21 protein-coding genes, 1 tRNA gene and 1 pseudogene are annotated in these 23804 nt (G+C 71.0%); 14 read left to right on the plus strand and 9 right to left on the minus strand.

Features of this window, described 5'->3' with window-relative positions; all coding sequences use genetic code 11:
* The first annotated feature begins 69 nt into the window (after nucleotides 1-69).
* The 8 genes from hutH (at nucleotide 70) to C7H73_RS08025 (ending at nucleotide 8616) form a co-directional block, all read left to right on the plus strand.
* A complete protein-coding gene (gene hutH / locus C7H73_RS07990; RefSeq protein WP_106846152.1) occupies nucleotides 70-1617 on the plus strand; it encodes a histidine ammonia-lyase in 1548 nt (515 codons plus the stop codon).
* A gap of 12 nt (nucleotides 1618-1629) precedes the next feature.
* Nucleotides 1630-3357 carry a urocanate hydratase gene (gene hutU / locus C7H73_RS07995; protein ID WP_106846153.1) on the plus strand — a complete coding sequence of 576 codons (1728 nt, stop codon included), beginning with the start codon at nucleotides 1630-1632 and terminating at the stop codon, nucleotides 3355-3357.
* 5 nt (nucleotides 3358-3362) lie between these two features.
* The gene (locus C7H73_RS08000; protein WP_106847592.1) at nucleotides 3363-4205 is read left to right on the plus strand and encodes a phytanoyl-CoA dioxygenase family protein; all 843 of its coding nucleotides are present in this window, start codon (nucleotides 3363-3365) and stop codon (nucleotides 4203-4205) included.
* Between the two features lie 12 nt (nucleotides 4206-4217).
* On the plus strand, nucleotides 4218-4796 hold the full coding sequence (locus C7H73_RS08005) for a HutD/Ves family protein (protein WP_106846154.1): 579 nt from the start codon (nucleotides 4218-4220) through the stop codon (nucleotides 4794-4796).
* 64 nt (nucleotides 4797-4860) lie between these two features.
* Nucleotides 4861-6114 carry an imidazolonepropionase gene (hutI, locus tag C7H73_RS08010; protein WP_106846155.1) on the plus strand — a complete coding sequence of 418 codons (1254 nt, stop codon included), beginning with the start codon at nucleotides 4861-4863 and terminating at the stop codon, nucleotides 6112-6114.
* Nucleotides 6114-7502, plus strand: a complete 1389-nt coding sequence (locus C7H73_RS08015) for a formimidoylglutamate deiminase (RefSeq protein WP_106846156.1) — start codon at nucleotides 6114-6116, stop codon at nucleotides 7500-7502. Before hutI ends, C7H73_RS08015 begins: the two co-directional genes overlap by 1 nt.
* Nucleotides 7503-7509: 7 nt before the next feature.
* Nucleotides 7510-8346, plus strand: a complete 837-nt coding sequence (gene hutG / locus C7H73_RS08020) for an N-formylglutamate deformylase (RefSeq protein WP_106846157.1) — start codon at nucleotides 7510-7512, stop codon at nucleotides 8344-8346.
* A 9-nt stretch (nucleotides 8347-8355) separates the two neighbouring features.
* Nucleotides 8356-8616, plus strand: a complete 261-nt coding sequence (locus C7H73_RS08025; RefSeq protein ID WP_106846158.1) for a hypothetical protein — start codon at nucleotides 8356-8358, stop codon at nucleotides 8614-8616.
* Nucleotides 8617-8628: 12 nt separating this feature from the next.
* On the opposite strand, the gene asd is transcribed toward C7H73_RS08025, so the two are convergent.
* The gene (gene asd, locus C7H73_RS08030; RefSeq protein ID WP_106846159.1) at nucleotides 8629-9474 is read right to left on the minus strand and encodes an archaetidylserine decarboxylase; all 846 of its coding nucleotides are present in this window, start codon (nucleotides 9472-9474) and stop codon (nucleotides 8629-8631) included.
* A gap of 149 nt (nucleotides 9475-9623) precedes the next feature.
* On the opposite strand from asd, the gene C7H73_RS08035 reads away from it, so the two are divergent.
* From C7H73_RS08035 to C7H73_RS08055, 5 genes are all read left to right on the plus strand, one after another.
* A complete protein-coding gene (locus C7H73_RS08035) occupies nucleotides 9624-10799 on the plus strand; it encodes an HPP family protein (protein ID WP_106846160.1) in 1176 nt (391 codons plus the stop codon).
* Between the two features lie 213 nt (nucleotides 10800-11012).
* Nucleotides 11013-11267, plus strand: a complete 255-nt coding sequence (gene infA, locus C7H73_RS08040; protein WP_106846161.1) for a translation initiation factor IF-1 — start codon at nucleotides 11013-11015, stop codon at nucleotides 11265-11267.
* A gap of 65 nt (nucleotides 11268-11332) precedes the next feature.
* Nucleotides 11333-11409 (plus strand) — tRNA-Pro (locus C7H73_RS08045).
* An 82-nt stretch (nucleotides 11410-11491) separates the two neighbouring features.
* Complete coding sequence (locus tag C7H73_RS08050) at nucleotides 11492-12247, plus strand: 2OG-Fe dioxygenase family protein (RefSeq protein ID WP_106846162.1); 756 nt, start codon at nucleotides 11492-11494, stop codon at nucleotides 12245-12247.
* A gap of 89 nt (nucleotides 12248-12336) precedes the next feature.
* The gene (locus tag C7H73_RS08055) at nucleotides 12337-12777 is read left to right on the plus strand and encodes a universal stress protein (RefSeq protein ID WP_106846163.1); all 441 of its coding nucleotides are present in this window, start codon (nucleotides 12337-12339) and stop codon (nucleotides 12775-12777) included.
* Between the two features lie 74 nt (nucleotides 12778-12851).
* Here C7H73_RS08055 and C7H73_RS08060 read toward each other — a convergent pair whose 3' ends face one another.
* The 7 genes from C7H73_RS08060 to C7H73_RS08090 form a co-directional block, all read right to left on the minus strand.
* Nucleotides 12852-13844 carry a Bug family tripartite tricarboxylate transporter substrate binding protein gene (locus C7H73_RS08060; protein ID WP_106846164.1) on the minus strand — a complete coding sequence of 331 codons (993 nt, stop codon included), beginning with the start codon at nucleotides 13842-13844 and terminating at the stop codon, nucleotides 12852-12854.
* Nucleotides 13845-13977: 133 nt separating this feature from the next.
* On the minus strand, nucleotides 13978-15162 hold the full coding sequence (bktB, locus tag C7H73_RS08065; protein ID WP_106846165.1) for a beta-ketothiolase BktB: 1185 nt from the start codon (nucleotides 15160-15162) through the stop codon (nucleotides 13978-13980).
* A 95-nt stretch (nucleotides 15163-15257) separates the two neighbouring features.
* Complete coding sequence (locus C7H73_RS08070) at nucleotides 15258-16007, minus strand: SDR family NAD(P)-dependent oxidoreductase (protein WP_106846166.1); 750 nt, start codon at nucleotides 16005-16007, stop codon at nucleotides 15258-15260.
* Nucleotides 16008-16101: 94 nt separating this feature from the next.
* Nucleotides 16102-16788, minus strand: coding sequence for an RluA family pseudouridine synthase (locus tag C7H73_RS08075; protein ID WP_106846167.1), 687 nt, complete (start codon nucleotides 16786-16788; stop codon nucleotides 16102-16104).
* A complete protein-coding gene (locus C7H73_RS08080) occupies nucleotides 16778-18976 on the minus strand; it encodes a PAS domain-containing hybrid sensor histidine kinase/response regulator (RefSeq protein ID WP_106846168.1) in 2199 nt (732 codons plus the stop codon). The genes C7H73_RS08075 and C7H73_RS08080 overlap by 11 nt, the downstream gene beginning before the upstream one ends.
* A 90-nt stretch (nucleotides 18977-19066) precedes the next feature.
* Complete coding sequence (locus C7H73_RS08085) at nucleotides 19067-19969, minus strand: TIGR01777 family oxidoreductase (RefSeq protein ID WP_106846169.1); 903 nt, start codon at nucleotides 19967-19969, stop codon at nucleotides 19067-19069.
* A gap of 31 nt (nucleotides 19970-20000) precedes the next feature.
* Nucleotides 20001-20162 carry a Rossmann-fold NAD(P)-binding domain-containing protein gene (locus C7H73_RS08090; RefSeq protein ID WP_405124755.1) on the minus strand — a complete coding sequence of 54 codons (162 nt, stop codon included), beginning with the start codon at nucleotides 20160-20162 and terminating at the stop codon, nucleotides 20001-20003.
* A 333-nt stretch (nucleotides 20163-20495) separates the two neighbouring features.
* Between C7H73_RS08090 and C7H73_RS15885 the strand changes: the two are divergent.
* Nucleotides 20496-20645 (plus strand): annotated as a pseudogene (locus C7H73_RS15885) (nuclear transport factor 2 family protein); the annotation flags it as partial.
* Nucleotides 20646-20798: 153 nt separating this feature from the next.
* Here the strand turns inward: C7H73_RS15885 and gcvP are convergent.
* Nucleotides 20799-23696: an aminomethyl-transferring glycine dehydrogenase gene (gene gcvP / locus C7H73_RS08095; RefSeq protein ID WP_106846170.1), complete on the minus strand. Its 2898-nt coding sequence runs from the start codon at nucleotides 23694-23696 to the stop codon at nucleotides 20799-20801.
* Between the last annotated feature and the right edge of the window lie 108 nt (nucleotides 23697-23804).

Below are 23804 nucleotides of genomic sequence, written 5' to 3' on the forward strand. Positions count from 1 at the left end.
AATCCGTTCCGTGACATGCTGGGCAAAGGCGTAGTGTCGTTGCCGATCTTGTCTATACAGGAAAGATCCATGAGCGCCACACCGTCCCTCGTCCTGCGGCCCGGCCGCGTCACCCTGGCCGAACTGCGGCGCATCAAGGCGGGCGGCCTGCGCCTGGAACTGGATGCCGCCGCGCTGCAGGGCATGGCCGAATCGCTGGCTACTGTGCAGCAGATCGTCCAGCAAGACGCCGTGGTCTATGGCATCAATACCGGCTTCGGCAAGCTGGCCAGCACGAAGATCGCCCACGACCGGCTGGCCGAGCTGCAGCGCAACCTGGTGCTGTCGCACAGCGTTGGCACCGGCGAGCCCCTGACGGAGGGTGTCGTGCGCCTGGTGCTGGCCACCAAGGCGGTGAGCCTGGCGCGCGGCCATTCGGGCGTGCGGCCCGCGCTGGCGCAGGCGCTGCTGGCGCTGGCCAATGCCGACGTGCTGCCGGTGATTCCCGCCAAGGGCTCGGTCGGCGCGTCGGGCGACCTGGCGCCGCTGGCGCATCTGGCCTGCGTGCTGATCGGCGAGGGCCAGGCGAGCGTGCAGGGCAGGGTGGTGAGCGGGCGCGAGGCGATGGCGGCCATCGGGCTGGAACCCTTCGTGCTGGGGCCGAAGGAGGGGCTGGCGCTGCTCAACGGCACGCAGGTCTCCACGGCGCTGGCGCTGGCCGGGCTGTTCGGGGCGGAGAGCGCCTTCGGCGCGGCGCTGGTCTCGGGCTGCCTGACGCTGGAGGCCATCAAGGGCTCGGTCAAGCCGTTCGATGCGCGCATCCACGCCGCACGCGGGCAACCGGGGCAGATCGCCGTGGCGCAGGCCGTGCGCGCGCTGCTGGAGGGCAGCGAGATCGATCCCTCGCACCTGAACTGCGGCCGGGTGCAGGACCCGTATTCCATCCGCTGCGTCCCGCAGGTCATGGGCGCCTGCCTGGACAACCTGCAGCATGCCGCGCGCGTATTGGCCATTGAGGCCAACGCCGCGTCCGACAACCCGCTGGTGTTTACCGACACAGGGGAAGTGATTTCCGGCGGCAACTTCCACGCCGAGCCGGTGGCGTTCGCTGCCGACATCATCGCCCTGGCGCTGGCCGAGATCGGCGCAATCTCCGAGCGCCGCCTCGCGCTGCTGCTGGACCCCGGCCTGTCCGGCCTGCCAGCCTTCCTGGTGGCCGACAGCGGCGTGAACTCCGGCTTCATGATTGCCCAGGTCACCGCCGCCGCGCTGGCGGCAGAGAACCAGTGCCTGGCCACCCCCAGCAGCGTGACCAGCCTGCCCACCTCGGCCAACCAGGAAGACCACGTCTCCATGGCCACCTATGCCGCGCGCCGCCTGCTGGAGATGGCGCGCAACACGGCAGTGATCGTCGGCATCGAGGCCATGGCTGCCGCGCAGGGCATGGAGTTCGACCGCAGCCTCCCATCCTCCCCGCTGATCGAGGAACAGTTCGCCGCCATCCGGAAGCAGGTCGCCTATCTCGAGCGCGACCGGCTGCTCGCCCCCGACATCGAGGCCATGCGCCTGTGGGCCTCGCACACCGCCTGGCCGGGGGCCGTCACCGCCTGCCTGCCCAGCCACGCCAACGCTTTTTAAAGGAGCTTCTCCATGAACGCCAACGACGCCATCCTGCGCAGCGCCGCCCCGCTGGCCGACCCGCGCGTGGACGCCAGCCGCACCGTGCGCGCCCCGCGCGGCAGCACCTTGCATTGCAAGAACTGGCTGGCTGAGGCTGCCTACCGCATGCTGCAGAACAACCTGGACCCCGAGGTGGCCGAAAACCCGCAGGCGCTGGTCGTCTACGGTGGCATCGGCCGCGCGGCACGCAACTGGGAATGCTTCGACCAGATCCTCGAGTCTTTGAGGAACCTGGAGGCCGACGAGTCGCTGCTGATCCAGTCCGGCAAGCCCGTGGGCGTGTTCAAGACGCACGAGAACGCACCGCGCGTGCTGCTGGCCAACTCCAACCTGGTGCCGCGCTGGGCTGACTGGGAGCATTTTGACGAGCTCGACCGCAAGGGCCTGTTCATGTACGGCCAGATGACCGCCGGCAGCTGGATCTACATCGGCAGCCAGGGCATCGTGCAGGGCACGTTCGAAACCTTCGTCGAGGCCGGGCGCCAGCACTATGGCGGCAGCCTCGCCGGCCGGTGGATCCTCACGGCCGGCTTAGGAGGCATGGGCGGCGCGCAGCCGCTGGCCGCGACGCTCGCCGGCGCCTGCTCGCTCACGGTGGAGTGCAAACAGTCCAGCATCGACTTTCGCCTGCGCACGCGCTATGTGGACAAGCAGGCGCGGGACATCGACGACGCGCTGGCGCTGATTGCGCAGCACACGGCGCGCGGCGAAGCCGTCTCCATCGCGCTGCTGGGCAACGCCGCCGAGGTGCTGCCCGAGCTGGTGCGCCGCGCGCGCGCCGGCGGCATCCGGCCTGACATCGTGACTGACCAGACCAGCGCGCACGACTTGGTCAACGGCTACCTGCCCGAAGGCTGGAGCGTGGCGCAGTGGCAGGCGGCGGCCGCCGAACCCGCGCAGCACGCGGCCCTGCGCGCCGCCGCGGCCGGCAGCTGCGCGGTGCACGTGCAGGCCATGCTCGACTTCCAGGCCATGGGCGTGCCGACGGTGGACTACGGCAACAACATCCGCCAGGTGGCGCTCGACCAGGGCGTGAAGAACGCGTTCGACTTCCCCGGCTTCGTGCCGGCCTACATCCGGCCGCTGTTCTGCGAGGGCAAGGGGCCGTTTCGCTGGGTGGCGCTGTCGGGCGACCCCGAGGACATCTACAAGACCGACGCCAAGATCAAGGAGCTGTTCCCCGAGAACACGCACACGCACCGCTGGCTGGACATGGCGCGCGAGCGCATCGCCTTCCAGGGCCTGCCCGCGCGCATCTGCTGGCTGGGCCTGGGCGAGCGGCACAAGGCGGCGCTGGCGTTCAACGAGATGGTGCGATCGGGTGAGATCAAAGCCCCCATCGTCATCGGCCGCGACCACCTGGACACCGGCAGCGTCGCCAGCCCCAACCGCGAGACCGAGGCCATGAAGGACGGCACCGATGCGGTGAGCGACTGGCCGCTGCTGAACGCGCTGCTGAACACCGCCGGCGGAGCCACCTGGGTCAGCCTGCACCACGGCGGCGGCGTGGGCATGGGCTACTCGCAGCACTCCGGAGTGGTCATCGTGGCCGACGGCACGGATGCGGCGGCCGAGCGCCTGGCGCGCGTGCTGTGGAACGACCCCGCCTCGGGCGTCATGCGTCATGCCGACGCGGGCTATGAGCTGGCCATTGCCACGGCAAAGGCCCAGGGCCTCAACCTCCCCATGGTGCGGTGACCGTCATGCAAGCCTTCATCACCCCCGAGATCAAGCGCCGTGTGCAGGAGCGCGTCACGCCCGACTTGGTCGAGGCCTTCGCGCGCGATGGTGCCGTCTGCCTGCGCCAACTGCTGAACCCGGACGAGGTGGCGCTGCTGCGCCAGGGCATCGACGCCAACCTGGCCGCGCCCAGCCCCCGGGCAAAGGTGGCCAGCCGCCCCGACGACCCCGGCCGTTTCTTCGAGGACTTCTGCAACTGGCAGGACATCGGCCAATTCCGGCGCTTCGTCACCGAAGCACCCGTGGCCCTGGCGGCGCAGCAGCTGATGCGTTCGCCCAGCGTGCGCCTGTACCACGACCACGTGCTGGTCAAGGAGCCGGGCACGCGCCAGCGCACGCCCTGGCACCAGGACCAGCCCTACTACAACATCGAGGGCCGGCAGAACATCAGCATGTGGATCCCCGTGGACCCGGTGCCGCGCGCATCCACGCTGGAGTTCGTCGCCGGCTCGCACCTGGGGCCATGGCTCATGCCCCGCAGCTTCATGGACCACCAGGCCCGGTGGTTCCCCGAAGGCAGCCTGCAGGATCTGCCCGACATCGAGGCCGACCGCGCGGCCCACCCCATCCTGGGCTGGCAGGTCGAGCCCGGCGACGTGGTGTGCTTTCACATGCTGACGCTGCATGGCGCTGGCGGCTTCGAGGGGCCGGGGCGCAGGCGCGTGTTTTCCGTGCGCTTCATGGGCGAGGACACGCGCCACGCGCCGCGCCGCTGGACCACCTCGCCCGACTTTCCCGGGCTGGAGCGCGAACTGCCCGCCGGCGCGCCCATGGAGCACCCGCTGTTTCCCCTGCTGGTGGGCTGACCGCCGGAGGCCATGCAGCGCTTCGACCTCGCCGCTATCGCTCCCGCGCCCTGGAAGAACGGCGGCGGCGCCACGCGCGAGCTGGCCTGCTGGCCGCCCGGCGCCGGCATGGACGGCTTCGAGTGGCGCGCCAGCGTGGCGTGCATCGAGCAGTCGGGGCCGTTCTCGGCCTTCCCTGGCGTGGACCGGCAGATCCTGCTGCTGCAGGGCGGCGGCGTGCTGCTGCGCGGCCAGGGGCTGGAGCACCGGCTGGACCGGCCGCACCAGCCCTTTGCCTTTTGCGGCGACGAGCCGCTGCATTGCCAGCTGCTGGGGGATGGCCCGGGGCCATCCAGCGACTTCAACCTGATGCTGCGCCGCGGCGCCTGGCGCGGCGCGCTGGCCGTCACGGGCCAGGCGCTGCAGGCCGGCCCGTACCCGGCCGGGCTGTGCCTGGCGCTGCAGGGCACGTGGCGCACGCCGGCGGGCGAGAGGTTGGCGCCGGACCAGGGCCTGTGGTGGTGCGGGCCTGGCAACGCGCTGCAACTGTCGCCCCTGCCCGGCGGGCAGCCGCCGGCGGCGCTGGCCTGGGTCGGGCTGCAGCGTGGTTGAATATGAATGAAATCGGCCTCCAGCGCTTATCCAGCAAGCGCTGGCAGCTATTGAAAGGGTAGCAATGGATGCTTCTCCACCCCATACCGATGCCGATGGCGTGTGGCATGGCCTGCAGCTGGCCCCCGGGCTGGCGCAGCCCGACGAGCCGCTGGCCGAGGGCGAGGCCGCCAGCCTGGTCGTGCACCAGGGCGTGCTGCGCTGGGTGGGGCCTGCCGCGCGGCTGCCCGCCGCCTGGGCGCAGGCGCCGCGCCACGACGGCGCCGGCCTGCTGGCCACGCCCGGGCTGGTGGACTGCCACACCCACCTGGTCTATGGCGGCCAGCGCGCCGGCGAGTTCGCCATGCGCCTGGCCGGCGCCAGCTATGAGGAAGTGGCGCGCGCCGGCGGCGGCATCGCCTCCACCGTGCGCGCCACCCGCGCCGCCAGCGAGGACGAACTGTTCGCCTGTGCCCTGGCGCGCCTGCGCCCGCTAATGGAAGAGGGCGTGTGCGCCGTCGAGATCAAGTCCGGCTACGGCCTGGCGCTGGCGCACGAGCGCCGCCAGCTGCGCGTGGCGCGCCGCCTGGGCCAGGCCACGGGCCTGGCGGTGCGCACCACCTTCCTGGGCGCGCACGCGCTGCCCCCCGAATACGCCGGCCGCAGCCAGGACTACATCGACCACGTCTGCAACGACATGCTGCCCGCCCTGCACGCCGAGGGGCTGGTGGACGCGGTGGACGTGTTCTGCGAGCGCATCGCCTTCTCGCTGGCCGAGACCGAGCAGGTCTTCGCCGCCGCGCAGCGCCTGGGCCTGCCCGTCAAGCTGCACGCCGAGCAGCTGTCGGACATGGGCGGCGCGCAGCTGGCCGCGCGCTACCGGGCGCTGTCGTGCGACCACATCGAGCATCTGTCGCAGGCGGGGGTGGAGGCCATGGCCCAGGCCGGCACCGTGGCCGTGCTGCTGCCCGGCGCCTTCTACACGCTGCGCGATACGCAGCTGCCGCCGATCGCCGCGCTGCGCGCCGCGGGCGTGCCCATGGCCGTGTCCACCGACCACAACCCCGGCACCTCGCCGGCCCTCAGCCTGCTGCTGATGGCCAACATGGCCTGCACTTTGTTTCGCCTGACGGTGCCCGAGGCGCTGGCCGGCATCACGCTGCACGCCGCGCGCGCCCTGGGCCTGCAGGACACGCACGGACTGATCGCCGCCGGCCGCCCGGCGCACTTCGTGCTGTGGCCGGTGGCCGAGGCCGCCGAGCTGGCCTACTGGTTCGGGCGCCAGCGCGCCCACACCATCGTGCGCGGTGGCCGCATCGTGCAGCGGGGGCTGGCTTGATGAAGCCCGACTGCCTGTTCGCCAGCCACGCCCTGCTGCCCGGCGGCTGGGCGCAGGACGTGCTGCTGCAGTGGGACGCGCAAGGTCTGCTGACGGCCGTCACGCCCCAGGCCGCGCCGAGCGATGCGCCGCGCGCCGCCGGGCCGGTGCTGCCGGGCATGCCCAACCTGCATTCGCACGCCTTCCAGCGCGCCTTCGCCGGCCTGACAGAGTACCGCGGCACGGCGCACGACAGCTTCTGGAGCTGGCGCGACCTGATGTACCGCTTCGCCGCGCGCATCGCCCCTGAGCAGCTGCACGCCATCGCCACCTGGCTGTACGTGGAGATGCTGGAGGCGGGCTACACCAGCGTTTGCGAATTCCACTACCTGCACCACGACGAGGGCGGCCGCCCCTACGCCGACGACGCCACCCTGTCGCGCGCCCTGCTGCGCGCCGCGCGCGAGGCGGGCATCGGCATCACGCTGCTGCCGGTGCTCTACCAAAGCAGCGGCTTTGGCGGCCAGGCGCCCCGGGCCGACCAGGCGCGCTTCCTCCGCAACACCGACAGCATGCTATCGTTATTGGAGCTGCTGGCGCTTGATACGCAAGGGCTGGAGGCACATTTGGGCCTGGCTCCGCATTCGCTGCGGGCGGTGCCGCCGGACAGCCTGCGCACCGCCGTGGCGGCGCTGCATGCCGTGGCCCCGCGCGCGCCCGTGCACATTCACATCGCCGAACAGCTGCAGGAGGTGCAGGACTGCCTGGCCTGGAGCGGCCAGCGCCCGGTGCAATGGCTGCTGGACCATGCGGCCGTGGACGAACGCTGGTGTCTGGTGCACGCCACCCACATGGACGAGGACGAATACCGCCGCGCCGCCGCCACTGGCGCCGTGGCCGGCCTGTGCCCCAGCACCGAGGCCAACCTGGGCGACGGCATCTTCGACGCCGCCCGCTGGCAGGGCCTGGGCGGGGCTTGGGGGCTGGGCTCGGACAGCCACGTCTGCGTGAACGCCGCCGAGGAGCTGATGCTGCTGGAGTACAGCCAGCGCCTGGCCCGGCGCGAGCGCAACGTGCTGGCCACGCCGGCCCAGCCCGAAGTGGCCACCGCCCAGTGGCTGGCGGCCGTGCAAGGCGGGGCCCGCGCCACCGGCCGGCCCGTGGCCGGGCTGCAGGCCGGGCAGCTGGCGGACTTTGTCGAACTGGACGCATGCCACGTCGCCCTGGACGGGCTGGCGCCGGCGCAGATGTTGTCGGCCCACGTCTTCGCCAGCCAGCGCACCTCGGCCGTCGCCGGCGTGTGGGCGCTGGGGCTGCGCCGGGTTGCGGGCGGGCGCCATGCGTTGCACCATGGTGCGGCGCAGGCTTTCATTGCAGCGCGCACCGCGCTGCTCAACCCGCTGGACTGACATGGCTATGGACCCCGTTTCCTCTTCACCCGTCACCGACCGCCCGGCCTTCACGCTGCACCGGGGCAGCGCGCCGCTGCTGCTGTCCATCCCGCACAGCGGCACCCATGTGCCGCCGGCCATCGCCGCACGGCTGAGCGAGCGCGGCCGCCAGCTGCCCGACACCGACTGGCACCTGGAGCGGCTGTACGGCTTTGCCCGCGAACTGGGCGCCACGCTGCTGGTGGCCACGCATTCGCGCTACGTCATCGACCTGAACCGGCCGCCGGACGACGCCAGCCTGTACCCCGGCCAGAACGTCACCGGCCTGTGCCCGGTGGACAGCTTCGACGAGCTGGCGCTGTACCCGGCCGGCGACGTGCCCTGCGCCGACGAGGTGGCTGGAAGGCGCGATGCCGTCTGGGCGCCCTACCACGCGCAGCTGCGCCAGGAGCTGGACCGCCTGCGCCAGGCGCACGGCCGCGTGGTGCTGTGGGAGGCGCATTCCATCCGCTCGGTGCTGCCGCGCTTCTTCGAAGGCCGCCTGCCCGACCTGAACCTGGGCACGGCCGACGGCAAGAGCTGCGACCCGGCGCTGGCGCGGCGGCTGCTGGCGGTCGCCCAGGCGGCACCGGACTACAGCAGCGTGCTCAACGGGCGTTTCAAGGGCGGGTACATCACGCGCCAGTATGGCGAGCCGGCGCGCGGCATCCACGCCGTGCAGCTGGAGCTGACGCAGTGCAGCTACATGCAGGAGGCGCTGCCCTTCGACTACCTGCCCCGGGAGGCCGCGCGCGTGCAGCCGGTGCTGCGCCAGCTGCTGCAGGCGGCGCTGGACTTTGCGGGCGAAGGGACCCAAAGGTAAGATGCGGCCATGCATGTCCTCGCCACGCCCCTGACCGCGCCGGAGCCCTCCGAAGTGCCCTGGGGCTGGAGCTCCCGGTTCCGCATGCCGCTGTACAGGCCGGGCACGAAGGTGCGGCACGGCGGTTCGTGGGAGACGGTGAGCCACGTGGGCCTGCGCCGCCACGACATGACGGTCTATCTGGTGGGCCGCACGGAGCCGGTGGACCCTGTGGAGCTGGAGCTGGCGCCGACGGTGTTCACCACCGCGCGCGTGCACCAGCAGCCATAGCCGGCCACAGCGTCAGGCGCGTTGCGCCATGGCCTCGCCCAGGCGTGTTGGGCGCTGGGCCTGCCAACCCGGAGCAAAGCGCACGGCGCCACGCTCAAACAGCAGCACCACCGTGGAGCCGAGTAAGAAGCGGCCCATCTCCTCACCCTGGCGCAGCGTGACCTGCGCGTCCGCATAGTCCCACCGGCGCAGCTTGCCCGTGCGCGGCGGGTTCACCTGGCCGTGCCAGACGGTGGCCATGCTGCCGACGATGGTCGCGCCCACCAGCACCAGCGCCATGCGCCCCAGGGGCGTTTCGAACAGGCACACCACGCGTTCGTTGCGGGCGAACAGCCCCGGCACGCCGCGCGCCGTGAGGGCGTTGACGGAAAACAGCGAGCCGGGCACGTGCTCCATGCGCAGCAGGCGCCCGTCGCAGGGCATGTGTACGCGGTGGTAGTCGCGCGGGCTCAGGTAGATGGTGGCAAAGCTGCCGTCCTGGAACGTCGCGGCCAGCTGCGCGTCGCCGCCCAGCAGGGCAGTGGTGCTGTAGTGGTGGCCCTTGGCCTGGAAGATCTGGTCGCGCTCGATGGCGCCCAGCTGGCTGACGGCGCCGTCGGCCGGGCAGACCACGTCGGCCCGGGCAAGCGGGCGCGCCCCCGGGCGCAGGGCGCGGGTGAAGAAATCGTTGAAGGTGGCGTAGCTGGCAACGTCAGGCTGCTCGGCCTCGTGCATGTCCACCCGGTAGTGATCCACGAAGCGGCGAATGGCGGCCGTGGTCAGCGAACCCGCGCGCGCCGACGCCAGCCGCCCGGCCACAACGGTGAGGGCCTGCTTGGGCAGCAGGTACTGGGGCAGGACGGCGAAGCGGTCAGACACGTGGCGGATTCCAGCCCGGCGGGCCAGCAAATGGGGAGCGGGCCATTGTATGTGCGCCTGTCCAGGCAGCAGCGGCTCGCCTGATAATGGCGGGTTTTCCCGCGCCCGGCGCCCGCGCGCCGCTGCGGCGCTTCGGCCTTTGTCCTCCCATGCCTTCTTCCCGCTTCACCACCGCGGCCCCGCTGGCCGCTGCCGGGCCTGCTGCACGCCGCATGCGTGAATGGCTGTGGCGCTTCTTCCCGCAGCCGGTGGGCCTGAACTGGCGCGAGCGGCTGCGCATGGTGCTGGGCACGGGTCTGTGCATCGCCATGGTGGCCGTGCTGGCGCACGAGCTGGTGACGACGCTGCCCACGCCGTGGATGGTGGCCTCCGTCGGCGCCAGCGCAGTGCTGGTGATCGCCGTGCCCGCCAGCCCGCTGGCCCAGCCCTGGGCGGTGCTGGCCGGCACGGCGCTGTCGTTTCTCATTGGCATCGGCTGCGCCACCTGGGTGGACAACGTGGTGGCGGCGTGTGCCGCGGCCGTGTGCCTGTCGGTGGTGGCCATGCTGGCGCTGCGCTGCCTGCACCCGCCCGGCGGGGCCATGGCGCTGTTTGCCGTGCTGCATCCGCCCGAGGCCACGCTGCCGGCCACCGGGCCCCTGCTGCTGAACGTGGGCGTCCTGGTGCTGACGGCCATCGTCTATAACAACCTGACGGGACGCAGCTACCCCCACCAGGCGCACAACAAGCCCGGGCAGGGCCGTGCGGCGGCGGGCGCCAGCCCGTTCATCTCGGCCGACCTGGACGCGGCCCTGGCGCACTACGACGAGGTGCTGGACGTGAGCCGTGCCGACCTGGAAGGCCTGCTGCACCTGGTGGGCCGGGCGGCGTTCCAGCGCACGCTGGGCGACCTGTGCTGCCGCGACATCATGTCGGCCCCGGTGCATGCCGTGGTGCCGCAGGCCTCGCTGGCCGATGCCTGGGCGCTGATGCGGCGCGAGGAGGTCAAGGCGCTGCCGGTGGTGGACCCGCAGGGCGTGGTGCTGGGCATCATCACCGTGGCCGACTTCATGCGCCTGGCCCATCTGGATACGCACGAGGGCATGGCCCAGCGCCTGCGCAAACTGGTGCTGGGCCGGCCCCGCCAGCCGGATAAGGTCGAGAGTCTGATGAGCAGCCCGGCCCAGCAGGTGCAGGCCGGCCAGCCCGTCATGGACCTGGTGCCCCTGTTTTCCGAGGCCGGGCACCACCACTTTCCCGTGGTGGACGAGGGCGGCCAGCTCACCGGCATCATCACCCAGACCGATCTGGTGCGCGCCCTGGCCCGCTCCGTGGCGTATTCATAGGTGACGCGCGCCAGGGCGGCGCGATACAATTTATGTGGTTCCGCGCAGCGTACCGCCTGCTGCTGCCCGTCCACCGCTGCGCCCCCGGGCGCAGTGCTTTTTCCGGTCTGCGTCGCATGGCGCTTCGCACGGGAAATGGGTGGTGGTTCAGGTCCTGCGGGCAGCTCAGAGTTGCGGCATCGCGCAGACAGTTTTACAGAACCATCATCATCCATGGCCAAAGAAGAACTCATCGAGATGCAGGGCAGCGTTACGGAAGTGCTGCCTGACTCGCGCTTTCGTGTGACGCTGGACAACGGGCACCAGCTGATCGCCTATACCGGCGGCAAGATGCGCAAGCACCACATTCGCATCCTGGCCGGCGACAAGGTCTCGCTGGAGATGTCGCCCTACGACCTGACCAAGGGCCGCATCACTTTCCGCCATCTGCCCGGCCGCGGCCCAGGCCCGTCATCGTCCAGCCGCTGAAGCGGCAAGAAATAGTGCGCTGCTTGCCTTCTTCAAGGCTTTCGCCGGGTTAGAATGCCAGCTGTCGGAGCGTAGCGCAGCCTGGTAGCGCATCTGCTTTGGGAGCAGAGGGTCGCGAGTTCGAATCCCGCCGCTCCGACCAATGAAATCAAGGGGTTGCACCTGCGCGGTGCAACCCCTTTTGTTTTTTCTGATGCCCTGCGCCATGGGTTTAAGCTGGGTGCATGGCTCACGTCACTTTTTTCCCTCCCTACACACCGCCCTGCCACGCCGTGCAGCAGCTGCGCGACCGGGGCTATGCCGTGCTGCGCCCCCATGACACGGCGCAGTGGGCGGGCTGCACCCTGGCGCAGCTGCAGGCCTTGCAGGTGGACTGGGCCGGCCTGCCGCCGGATGATTTTTTGAAGGACGGCGGGCGTTACCGCAGCCGGCGCCATGCCAGCTTCGTGCTGGAAGGCAGCGCCGCGCGGCAGGTTGCGCACCGCGCGCACTACCAGCCGGTGCAGTACAACGCCCTGCACGGCGGCATGCGCCGCTGGTTTGCGCCCATGCTGGATGCCACGCTGGCGCAACCGGCCTGGCAGGCGCTGCTGGGCGCCGTGGCCGAGACCGCGCGCGCCGCGCTGGCGCCGCAGGTCGCGCGCTGGTTCGTCGAAGCGCACCAGTTTCGCATCGACACCGCAGGCGGCATCGGGCGGCCCACGCCCGAGGGCGCGCACCGCGACGGCGTGGACCTGGTGGCGGTGTTCCTCGTCGGGCGCGAGAACGTCAAGGGCGGGGAGACGCGCATCTTCGAAGCCACCGGCCCCAGCGGCCAGCGCTTCACGCTCAGCGAGCCCTGGTCGGTCATGCTGCTGGACGATGCGCGCATGATCCACGAGACCACGCCCATTCAGCCCGAGGGCGAGCACGGCTGGCGCGACACGCTGGTGCTGACCTGCCGCCGCGGCGCCTTCCTGGGCGATGACGAGACCCAGTGATTGACCATGATCAAGACAGCGCCAGACGCCTGGCGCACACTCGGCCAGGCTGATACGACATTTCAACGATGACAACCAAGGAGGTTTCCATGTTCAAGCACATCCTGATTCCGGTGGACGGCTCCGAGACGTCCATGAAGGCGGTCGCCAAGGCTGCCGAGCTCGCCAAGGTGTTCGCCAGCACGGTGACCGCCATGTACGTGATCGACCCCTATCCCTTCACCGGCGTGGGCGCCGATTTCGCCTATGGCCAGGCGCAGTACCTGAGCGCCGCCACGGCCGAGGCCAACACGGCGCTGGATGCCGCCAAGGCAGCCCTGAGCCAGGCCGGCGTGGCCAGCGTGAACACGCTGGTCGGCGAAGGCCACGCCATCCACGACGGCATCGTGCGCGCCGTGGACACTACCGGCGCCGACCTGATCGTCATGGGCTCGCACGGCCGGCGCGGCCTGGAAAAGCTCGTGCTGGGCAGCGTCACGCAGCGCGTGCTGGGCGTGGCCCGCATCCCGGTGCTGGTGGTGCGCGGCTGACGATAGCGCGCTGCACGCAAGGCGAAAAAACGGCTGCCCCAGGGCAGCCGTTTTGCATGCAGGCCCGGACGGGCTTATTCGATGCGCGCGCCGGAGGCCTCGACGATGCCCTTCCACTCGCCGTATTCCTTCTTGAGCAGCGCCGCGAACTGCTCGCTCGTCATGGCCTGGGGCTCGGCGCCCTGGGCCTGGATGGCGGCCTTCACCTCCGGCGTGGCCAGCAGGCGGTTGATCTCGGCGTTCAGCGTCTTGACGACGGGCGCCGGGGTACCGGCCGGGGCCAGCACGCCGTACCAGGTGCTCACGTCGAAGCCCGGGTAGCCCGACTCGGCTACCGTGGCTACGTCCGGCAGCGAGGAGCTGCGCACGGCCGAAGTCACCGCCAGCGGGCGCAGCTTGCCCGACTTGATCTGCCCCATGGCCGAGGGCAGGGAGGACACCAGCAGATCCACGTTGCCCGCCAGCGCGTCCATCAGCGCCGGGCTGGAGCCCTTGTACGGGATGTGGCTGAGCTTGATGCCCGCGGCTTTCTCGAACAGGTCGCCGGCCAGGTGGATGGAGGTGCCGTTGCCCGGCGAGCCGTAGGTCACCGTGCCCGGCTGGGCCTTGGCGGCGCTGACCACGTCGGCCAGCGTCTTGAACTTGGAGCTGGCGCTGGTGGCGATGATGACCGGCGTGTAGGCCACATGGGCCACGGCCGTCAGGTCGCGCGTGGGGTTCCACGGCAGGTTCTTGTACAGCCAGGGGCCGATGACCAGGTTGTCCTTCTGGCCCATGACCAGGTCATAGCCCGTGGGGGCGCCCTTGACGGCCTCACCGATGCCGATGGTGCCGCCGGCGCCGGGCTTGTTGTCGGCGACCACGGTCCAGGGCTTGGTCTCCGACAGCTTGGCGGCCACCAGGCGCGCCAGGATGTCGGTGCCGCCGCCGGGTGGAAAGGGCACGATCAGGCGCACCGGCTTAGCCGGGTAGGCGCTGGCGGCGGGCGCTGCGGCGTCGCCCTGGGCATGGACGGCACTGGCGCCGCAGGCGAGGGCGGCAAGCGTCAGAAGGTGGCGGCGAAGCATGGGTGGTGTCTCCTTGTCGGTCGTGTGATCGGCCCGGGTGCGGGCGGCAGATGATCGTCCACCGCCGGTGCGCCCGCCATGCCATTGCACCAGGGTGCCATCGCCGGCCGCGATGGCGCCCAGGCGCTGCGGCCTACATGCGCTCGAAGATCGCCGCGATGCCCTGGCCGCCGCCGATGCACATGGTCACCAGCGCGTAGCGGCCCTGCACGCGCTGCAGCTCGTGCAGCGCCTTCACGGTGATCAGCGCGCCGGTGGCGCCGATGGGGTGGCCCAGCGAGATGCCCGAGCCGTTGGGGTTGACCTTGGCCGGGTCCAGCCCCAGGTCGCGCGTGACGGCGCAGGCCTGGGCAGCGAAGGCCTCGTTGGCCTCGATCACGTCCAGGTCGGCCACCGTCAGGCCGGCCTTCTTCAGCGCGGCCTGGGTGGCCGGCACGGGGCCGATGCCCATGTATTTCGGGTCCACGCCGGCGTGGGCGTAGGCCACCAGGCGGGCCAGCGGCTTGGCGCCGCGCGCCTGGGCGGTCTTGGCGTCCATCAGCACCAGGGCAGCGGCGGCGTCGTTGATGCCCGAAGCATTGCCGGCCGTCACCGTGCCGTTGTCCTTGGTGAACACGGGGCGCAGCTTGGCCATGTCGTCCAGGGTGGCGCCAGGGCGGAAATGCTCGTCCGCGGTGAACTGCACCTCGCCCTTCTTAGCTTTGAGCGTGACAGGCACGATCTGCTCGTTGAAGTAGCCCGCGGCCGTGGCGCGCTCGGCGCGGTTGTGGCTTTCCACGGCCAGGCGGTCCTGGTCTTCGCGGGTAATGCCCCACTTGGCGGCGATGTTCTCGGCCGTCACGCCCATGTGGATGTTGTGGAACGGGTCGTGCAGGGCGCCGATCATCATGTCGATCATCTTGAAGTCGCCCATGCGCGCGCCCCAGCGGCTCGCCAGGCTGGCATACGGCGCCCGGCTCATGACCTCGGCGCCGGCGCCGATGGCGATGTCGGCGTCGCCCAGCAGGATGCTCTGCGCGGCCGAGACCACGGCCTGCAGGCCCGAGCCGCACAGGCGGTTGACGTTGAAGGCGGGGGTGGATTCGGCGCAGCCGCCCTCGATGGCGGCCACGCGCGACAGGTACATGTCGCGCGGCTCGGTGTTGACCACGTGGCCGAACACCACGTGGCCCACGTCCTGGCCCTCGACCTGGGCGCGGGCCAGCGACTCGCGCACCACGGTGGCGCCCAGCTGGGTGGGCGCAATGTCTTTCAGGCTGCCGCCAAAGGTGCCGATGGCGGTGCGCACGGCGCTGACGACGACGACTTCACGGGTCATGGGGGTACTCCTGTTGCGTGGGATTTGACGGAAAAAACGGCTCCAGCGGTTGCCAGTAAAGCGCCAGCAGCTATGAAAACGATAGTGAAGAGGCCTCAGGCATCGCGCACGTCGGCCACCGGGTTAGCGCCAAAGTCCGGGCGCGCCAGCCAAGCCAGCACGCGGCGGGCAGCTTCCTCGGGCGAGGTCAGCGAGCCGCTGCTCTTGAGCTGGGCGAAGTTGCCCACGTCGGGAAAGTCGGCCGCATCGGCGCTGCGCAGCTGCACCTGCATGTCGGTGTCGATCACGCCGGGGGCCAGCGAGCACACGCGCGCGCCGTGGGGCTTGGCGGCCTCATCCAGCGCCAGGCAGCGGGTGAAGTGGTCCATGCCGGCCTTGGCGGCGCAGTAGGCCGCCTGCGAGGCCATGGCGCGCCGGCCCAGGCCCGAGGAGACGTTCAGCACCTTGCGCGGCACGCCCCAGCCTTCGGTGGCGGCCAGGAAAGCGGCGGTGAGCTGCATGGGCGCCTCCAGCCCCACGCGCAGGGCGCGCGCCACCTCATGCACATCGCTGGCCGACAGCGGGGCGATGGGTGGGATGACGCCGGCGTTGTTGATCAGGGTGGCGCTGGCGTAGCGGCCGGCGCCCTGGGCGGACAGCCAGGACTGCAGCTGTCCGGCGGCCTGCGCGCCGTCGGCCAGGTCCAGCGTCCACTGCTCCAGCTGCGCGCCCGCGGGGGCGGCCAGTTCGGGGTTGGCGTGGCGGGCGATGCTGACGAGGGTGTGGCCGGGGGCGAGCAGCTGCCGGGCCATGGCCAGGCCCATGCCGCGCGAGCCGCCGGTCAGGATGGTGAGGTGCAGGGTCATCCGGCAATGGTAATGGGACGGGGCGGGGCGGGGCCGGCCAGCTGCGCCAGGACGTAGTCCACCGCGGCGCCTGGTGCTATCGAAAAAATAGCTTCTAGCGCTTGATAGGCAAGGGTTTGAGGTCGATTTGACCAAAATCTGCCGGCAGATCGAAGCGGCAGGCCCTGCCGTGCACGGGGTGGTCGAAGGCCAGCGTGCTGGCGTGCAGCAGCAGGCGCGGCGCCAGGGCCAGCGCGGCTGCGTCGGCATACAGCGCATCGCCCAGGATGGGGTGGCCGATTGCGGCCAGGTGGACGCGCAGCTGGTGGGTGCGGCCGGTGACGGGCTCCAGCTCGACATGGGTAACGCCCGCCGCCGCGTCCTGCGCCACGGCACGCCAGCGCGTCAGGCTGGGCTTGTCCAGGGCGGGGTCGATCACGCGCAGCGGGCGGCGCTCCCAGTCGGCGGCGATGGGCAGGGCGATCTCGCCCCAGGCGCCGCCTGCCTCGCCCAGCAGCCCTGCCACCACGGCCTGGTAGCGCTTGTGCACCTGGCGCTGCTCGAAGGCGCGGCCTAGCAGCCGCTGGGCAGTCGGGTTGCGTGCCATCAGCACCAGGCCCGAGGTGGCCTGGTCCAGTCGGTGCACGACGAGGACGCCGGGCCAGTGCTGCGCGGTGCGTGCGCTCAGGCAATCTTGCTTGTCCGGCCCGCGGCCGGGCACGCACAGCAGGCCGGCGGGCTTGGCCAGCACCAGCAGATCGTCGTCGGCATGCACGCACTGCACGAGCGCGTCAGCCGCCATGGATCAGCTGGTCCACGGTGGCGCACAGCTCCTGCACGTCGTTGGGCTTGTGGATCAGCGCGCGCGCGCCGCTGGCCAGGGCCTGCTGCTCGATGTCTGCCGTGACGTAGCCCGAGGCCAGCGCGATGGGCAGGTCGGCGCGGATGGCGTGGGCGGCGCGCACCAGATCCAGGCCGGAAAAGCCGGGCATGTTGTAGTCGGTCACCAGCAGGTCGTAGCGGGCGGGCGCCTCGCGCAGCGCCTGCGTGGCCTGGCGCGGGTCGGTAAAGCCCGTGACCTGGTAGCCGCGGCGGCGCAGCAGGCGCTGCACCAGAAAGACCAGGGCTTCGTCGTCATCCACGTACATCACATGGCGCTGGCGGCCCGGGGCGGTCACAAGGGTGGGCGCGGGTGCCGGTGCGACCGATGCCGGGGCTGGCGCCTGCTGCGGCTCGGCCGGGGCGGCGGGCGCATCGCCCGGCGCGGCCGGAAAGTACAGCGTGAAGCGGCTGCCCTGGCCCGGCGTGCTGTGCACGTCGATGGCGCCTTCATGCGTGCGCATCACGCCGTGTACCACGGCCAGGCCCAGGCCTGTGCCCTGGCCCACGGGCTTGGTGGTGAAGAACGGCTCGAAGATGCGCGACACCGTGGCTGCGTCCATGCCCGGTCCATCGTCGCGCACGGTCACGGCGGCGTAGTGCTCGCCCGACAGGCCCAGCCGCTCGCGCAGGCGCTGGCCGGGCTGTGCGACGGCCACGTCAACGTGGATGGTGCCGGGGCTCGTGCCGATGGCGTGGATGGCGTTGGTGCACAGGTTCAGCAGTGCCTGCTCGACCTGCGTCGGGTCGGCCAGCACGGGCGGCACGCCCTCGGCCTCGTGCACCGTCAGCACGATCTGCGGCGGCTGGGTCACGCGCAACAGGCGCTGGGTGTCGCGCGCCACTTCGGCCAGCGCCACGGGCGTGCGCCGGGGCGCCTCGTTGCGGCTGAAAGTGAGGATCTGGCGCACCAGATCGCGCGCGCGCCGCCCGGCCTTGTCGATCTCCAGCAGGCTCTCGTAGGCCGGCGTGCCGGGCTGGCCATCGGCCTTGGCCAGCTCCACGTTGCCCAGGATGGCGTGCAGGATGTTGTTGAAGTCGTGCGCAATGCCGCCGGCCATGGTGCCCACGGCCTGCATCTTGTGCGACTCGCGCAGTTGCACCTCCAGCTCGGCGCGGCGGGCCTCCTCGCGCTTGCGCGCCGTCAGGTCGCGGGCGAACACGGTGGTGGTCTCGCCGCCGGCGTGGCGCTCGAAGGACACGCTAATCTCCACCGCCAGCTCGCGCCCTGAAGCGGTAAGGGCGGTCATCTCGCCCAGCACCGCCTGCGTGGTCAGCTGGGCGAAGGCCAGCAACTGCTCGGCATGGGGGATGAAGCGCAGGATGGCGCTTCCCAGCGCGTCACTGGCCGCGCACTGGAACAGCACGGCCGCCGTGGGGTTGAACACGGTGATGCGCTGGTGCTGGTCCACGCAGATGATGGCGTCCAGCGCCGAGTTGATGACAGCCTCCAGGCGCTTTTCGCTGGCCTGGATCTGTTCGTTGCGCACCTGCAGCTCCCACGTGCTTTGCTGCAGCGCCCGGCGCTCGGCCAGCAGCGGGCCCTGGTCCACGACGGCGCACAGGTACTGGTGTTGCGTGCCGCCGGCGGTGTCGGCCGCCTCGATGCGGGCGATGTGCAGGTCGCCGGTGATCTGCCCGTCCTGGCCGATGCGAAAGACCACCTCGGTGGCCTCGGCGCGGCCGTCGGCGCTGGCCTGGTTGAAGGCATGGCGCACGCGCTGGCTGTGCGACGCATCGACAAAGGGCATGAGCGCCGTCAGCGGCCGGTCGTGCTCCAGCGGCTGAAACGACCGGTGCGCCATCGGATTGGCCTGCACCACGACGTCGTGCGTGTCGATGACCAGCAGCGCCAGCGGCACGCTGGCAAACAGCGCTTCGAACCGCTCGGAGGCGCTTTCCGCAGCCGCCTGGCTGTAGCGCAGCACCTTGTTTTGCGCCTCCAGTTCGGCCTGCGACTTGCGCAGCTCACCGATCAGGCGCGCCACCGGGCCGGTGGCGCGTTCGCCCGGCGTGCGCTGGTCCGGGTGCGGGGGCACCGGCCCGGCAGGCGGCGGGGCGCCGGCCGGGTCGGATTTGTGCAGCAGATAGGAAAGGTCGGGCTCGTTCATCGCGGGACCAGCGGGAGCCGGGCCAGTGTACGCCGGCATGCCGCGGCCCCCGGGCCGCGGTGAGAGGCTTCGCGGGGCTGCGGCCCGCCGTCAGCGCTGCAGCAGCAGATGCGCCAGGGCGCCGGGCAGCGCCGGGTGCTGCCAGGGGAAGGCGGCCTGCTCTGCACGCGCGGGCACCACACGCTGGCTGCCCAGCAGCAGCACCGACATCTCCCCCAGGGCCAGGCGCAGGGCCCAGCCCGGCACGGGCAGCAGGGCGGGGCGATGCAGGGCCCGCGCCAGCGCCTGCGCGAAATGCGCGTTGCGCACCGCGCCCGGCGCGCAGGCGTTGTAGGGCCCGCTGCAGGCGGGGTCGTGCAGCAAGCGGTCGATGAGGGCGACCTGGTCATCGAGGTGAATCCAGGGCATCCATTGCCGGCCACTCCCCAGCCGGCCTCCCAGGCCCATGCGAAAGGCCGGCAGCAATCGCGCCAGCATGCCGTGCTGCGGCGCCAGCACGGGGGCGGTGCGCACCAGCGCCACCCGCATGCCCCACTGGCGGGCCCGCTCGGCCTCGTGTTCCCAGGCCGCGCACAGGCGGCTGCCGAAGTCCGGCCGGCCGGGCGGGCTGCCCTCGGCCAGCGCCTGCTCGCCGCAGTCGCCATACCAGCCGACCGCCGACCCCGACACCAGCACGGGCGGCGGGGTGGCGCGCCGCCCCAGCCAGTCCACCAGGGCGCGGGTCAGATCGATGCGGCTGCGCCACAGCACCTGCCGCCGCGCCGCCGTCCAGGGCCGATCGGCAATGGGAGCGCCGGCCAGGTTCACCACTGCGTCCAGGGGCGGCACCGCGTCCAGGGCCTGCAGCTGGCCAACGCCCCGGGCCCCGCTGCACAGGTGCGCCACCCGCTGCGGCTTACGGCTGAGGACCCACAGCTCGTGGCCCTGCTGCTGCCAGTGCTGGCACAAGGCGCGGCCGATCAGGCCGGTGCCACCGCTCAGGAGAATGCGCATGTGAAGTCCTTTACGGGTTGCCCACGCCCGGTTACCAGGGCAGGCGCCGGCCGTCATCGGCCCCCAGCCCTCCTGAGTGTTCGGGGTGCAGGGTGTCGAGCACGCGCGCATGCACCGTGCCGGGATGCAGCGCGGCCAGCACGGCTTGCGGGTCGGTGCGCGCCAGTTCGGCAAAAGCGGCTTTGATGACCACGTTCAAGGCTGCCTTGAACGCACGGTAGCTGTATCACCCGCCCAGGCGATTGTCCCCGATGCGTCCACCCGCCAGTGGACCTGGCGTGCTGCTGCGCAGGCCGCTACGCGCCCTAGAGCGCCGGGGCGCTGCATTGGCTCGCTGCCCGTGGTGCCCACGCTGCTGCGCGCAGCGGCGCGGGTCGCAAGCGGCATTTGAGCCTGGTGGCCAGCGTGGAGGGCTGGCGCGGCCTGCCGCAAAGCCTGGAAGCTGGCGCCGGCCGACCTGCCGACGCCGCGCCAGCACGATGCACCCGATGCGCGCTTCGAGGGCCCTTTCACCGACGGGCAGGGCGTGTCCGTCATCACGCAGGTGTTCGCCCCCATGTACGAGACGCTGGAGCAGGCGCGCTTTTTCGTCACTCGGCACCTGGTGGAGGGCGACCAGGCGCTTCTGGCCTGGGAGTTGCGCCTTCGCATGCGCCGCTGGCGGCCGGGGCTGGACCAGCGCATCCAGGGCGCCAGCCTGGCCCGCGTGGCTGCCAATGGCCGGGCGGCGGCGCACCGGGACTATGGGGATGCGGCCCAGGAGCGGTCCGAGAAGCTGCGCGCAAGGGCCGGGGCCTCAGCCCCTTCGGTCCCTGCGCTGAAGCTCCTTTCAGTCCGGCTCGCCCACCGGCAGGCAGCTGCAAAACAGGTTGCGGTCGCCATACACGTTGTCCACGCGGCCGACGGGGCTCCAGTATTTGCTGCGCCGCAGGGCATCGACGGGGTAGGCAGCCGTCTCGCGCGGGTAGGGGTGCTCCCATTGCGCGGCCAGCAGGCTTTCGGCCGTGTGGGGGGCGTTTTTCAGAGGGTTGTCGTCGCGCGGCAGCGCACCGGATTCGATCTGGCGGATCTCTGCGCGGATGGCGATCATCGCGTCGATGAAGCGGTCGATCTCGGCCAGGTCCTCGCTCTCGGTGGGCTCCACCATCAGCGTGTTGGGCACGGGAAAGCTCAGCGTGGGCGCGTGAAAGCCGTAGTCGATCAGCCGCTTGGCCACGTCCTCGGCCATCACGCCGCTGCTGTCCTTGAACTGGCGCAGGTCCAGGATGCACTCGTGCGCCACGTGGCCGTTGCCGGAGGCGTACAGCGTCGGGTAGTGGTCCTTGAGGCGCGCGCTGATGTAGTTGGCGCTCAGGATGGCGACTTCGGTGGCATCGGTCAGGCCCTGCGCGCCCATCATGCGGATGTACATCCACGAGATCGGCAGCACGGCCGCATTGCCCAGTGGCGCCGCGCTGACGGCGCCCACCTTGCCCGCGATGCCGGCCGTGGCGTGCCCGGGCAGATAGGGCACCAGGTCCTCGACCACGCAGACGGGCCCCACGCCCGGCCCGCCGCCGCCATGGGGGATGCAGAAGGTCTTGTGCAGGTTCAGGTGGCTCACGTCGCCGCCGAACTCGCCCGGCGCGGCCACGCCGACCAGGGCGTTCATGTTGGCGCCGTCCACGTACACGCGCCCGCCGTGCTGGTGCACGAGCTGGCACAGCTCCTTGACGTGGGTCTCGAACACGCCGTGCGTGCTGGGGTAGGTGATCATCACGCAGGCCAGGTTCTGGCTGTGCTGCTCGCACTTGGCCTGCAGGTCGGCCATGTCCACGTTGCCGTTCTCGTCGCACTTGGTGACCACCACCTGCATGCCCACCATCTGCGCGCTGGCCGGGTTGGTGCCGTGGGCGCTGCTGGGGATCAGGCAGATGGTGCGCTGCGTGTTGCCCTGCGCCTCGTGCCAGGCCTTGATGGCCAGCAGGCCGGCGTATTCGCCCTGACTGCCGGCGTTGGGCTGCAGGCTGACGCCGGCGTAGCCGGTGGCCTCGCACAGCCACTGGCGCAGCTGCTCGTCCAGCTCGCGGTAGCCCTGCAGCTGGTCGGCCGGAGCGAAGGGGTGCACCTGGGCGAATTCGGGCCAGGTGATGGGGATCATCTCGCTGGTGGCGTTCAACTTCATGGTGCACGAGCCCAGCGGGATCATGCTGCGGTCCAGCGCCAGGTCCTTGTCGGACAGGCTGCGGATGTAGCGCAGCATGGCCGTCTCGGAGTGGTGCGTGTTGAACACCGGGTGCGTGAGGAAGGCGCTGCTGCGCTGCAGCGCGGGCGGGATCAGCGTGTCCACGCCCATCTCGAAGTCGGCGAAGGTGGGCGTGGCCTGGCCGTCCTTGGCGAAGATCTTCCACAGCAGCTCGACGTCGGCCCGCGTGGTGGTCTCGTCCAGCGAGATGCACAGGTACTCGTTCCAATAGATTCGCAGGTTGACGCCCATGGAGACTGCGCGGACAGCTATTGTTTTGGTAGCGTCGCGGGTGTGCAGGCTCAAGGTGTCGAAGCTGGCGTGCTCGCGCAGCGGCGCACCCAGGCTTCTCAAGCCCTGCGCCAGGATGGCCGTGTAGGTGGCCACGCGCCGGGCGATGCGCGTGAGGCCCTCGGGGCCGTGGTACACGGCGTACATGCTGGCGACCACGGCCGGCAGCACCTGCGCGGTGCAAATGTTGGAGGTGGCCTTTTCGCGGCGGATGTGCTGCTCGCGCGTCTGCAGCGCCAGGCGGTAGGCCGGCTGGCCGTGCACGTCCACGCTCACGCCCACCAGGCGGCCGGGCAGGCTGCGCTTGAAGGCGTCGCGGCAGGCCATGTAGGCGGCGTGCGGGCCGCCCGCGCCCATGGGCATGCCCAGGCGCTGCGTGGTGCCGACGACGATGTCCGCGCCCCATTCGCCCGGCGGCACGATCAGCGTCAGCGCCAGCAGGTCGGCACAGGCGATCACGGCGGCCTGGCGCGCGTGGGCTTTCTCGGCCGCGGCGCGCAGGCTTTCCACGTCGTCGATGCGCCCGCTGGTGGCCGGGTACTGCACCAGCAGCGCGAAATATTCGCCTTCGATGGCAGCGTCCCATTCCTCGCGCGAATTGGCCAGCACCACCTCGATGCCCAGCGGCTGGGCGCGCGTCTGGATGACCTCGATGGTCTGCGGATGCGCGTCGCCGGCGACGATGAAGCGGTTGCTGGCCGCCTTGACCGAGCGGCGCGCCAGCGTCATGGCCTCGGCGGCGGCGGTAGCCTCGTCCAGCATGGAGGCGTTGGCAATGTCCATGCCCGTCAGGTCGGTAACCAGGGTCTGGAAGTTGACCAGCGCCTCCATCCGGCCCTGGCTGATCTCGGCCTGGTAGGGCGTGTAGGCGGTGTACCAGGCGGGGTTTTCCAGCACGTTGCGCAGGATGACGCCGGGCGTGTGCGTGCCGTAGTAGCCCTGGCCGATGAAGCTCTTGAGCAGGCGGTTCTTGGCCGCGATGGCTTTCAGCTCGGCCAGTGCGCCAGCCTCGGTCGTCGGCGCGGGCAGCTGCATGTGGCTGGCGCGGGCGATGGAGCGCGGCACGATCGAGTCGATGAGCGCCCGGCGCGAGGCCTCGCCGATGAAGGAGAGCATGTGCGCCTGCTCGGCGTGATCCGGGCCGATATGGCGCGGCAGGAATTCGGCGGCGTTCTCGAGCGCGGCCAGGGGCAGGGCGGCGGGCATCTGCATGGGCGGGGCCTTCAGGGTGCTATTGAATGAGGAGCTGCTGCCGCTTGCCTGGCAAGCGCTGGAGCCCGATTTGGCTGATATTTCTGGAATGCCTGGAGCTGGCCCGCG

The organism is Pulveribacter suum (assembly GCF_003013695.1).
In the GTDB taxonomy this organism is placed as follows: domain Bacteria; phylum Pseudomonadota; class Gammaproteobacteria; order Burkholderiales; family Burkholderiaceae_C; genus Melaminivora; species Melaminivora suum.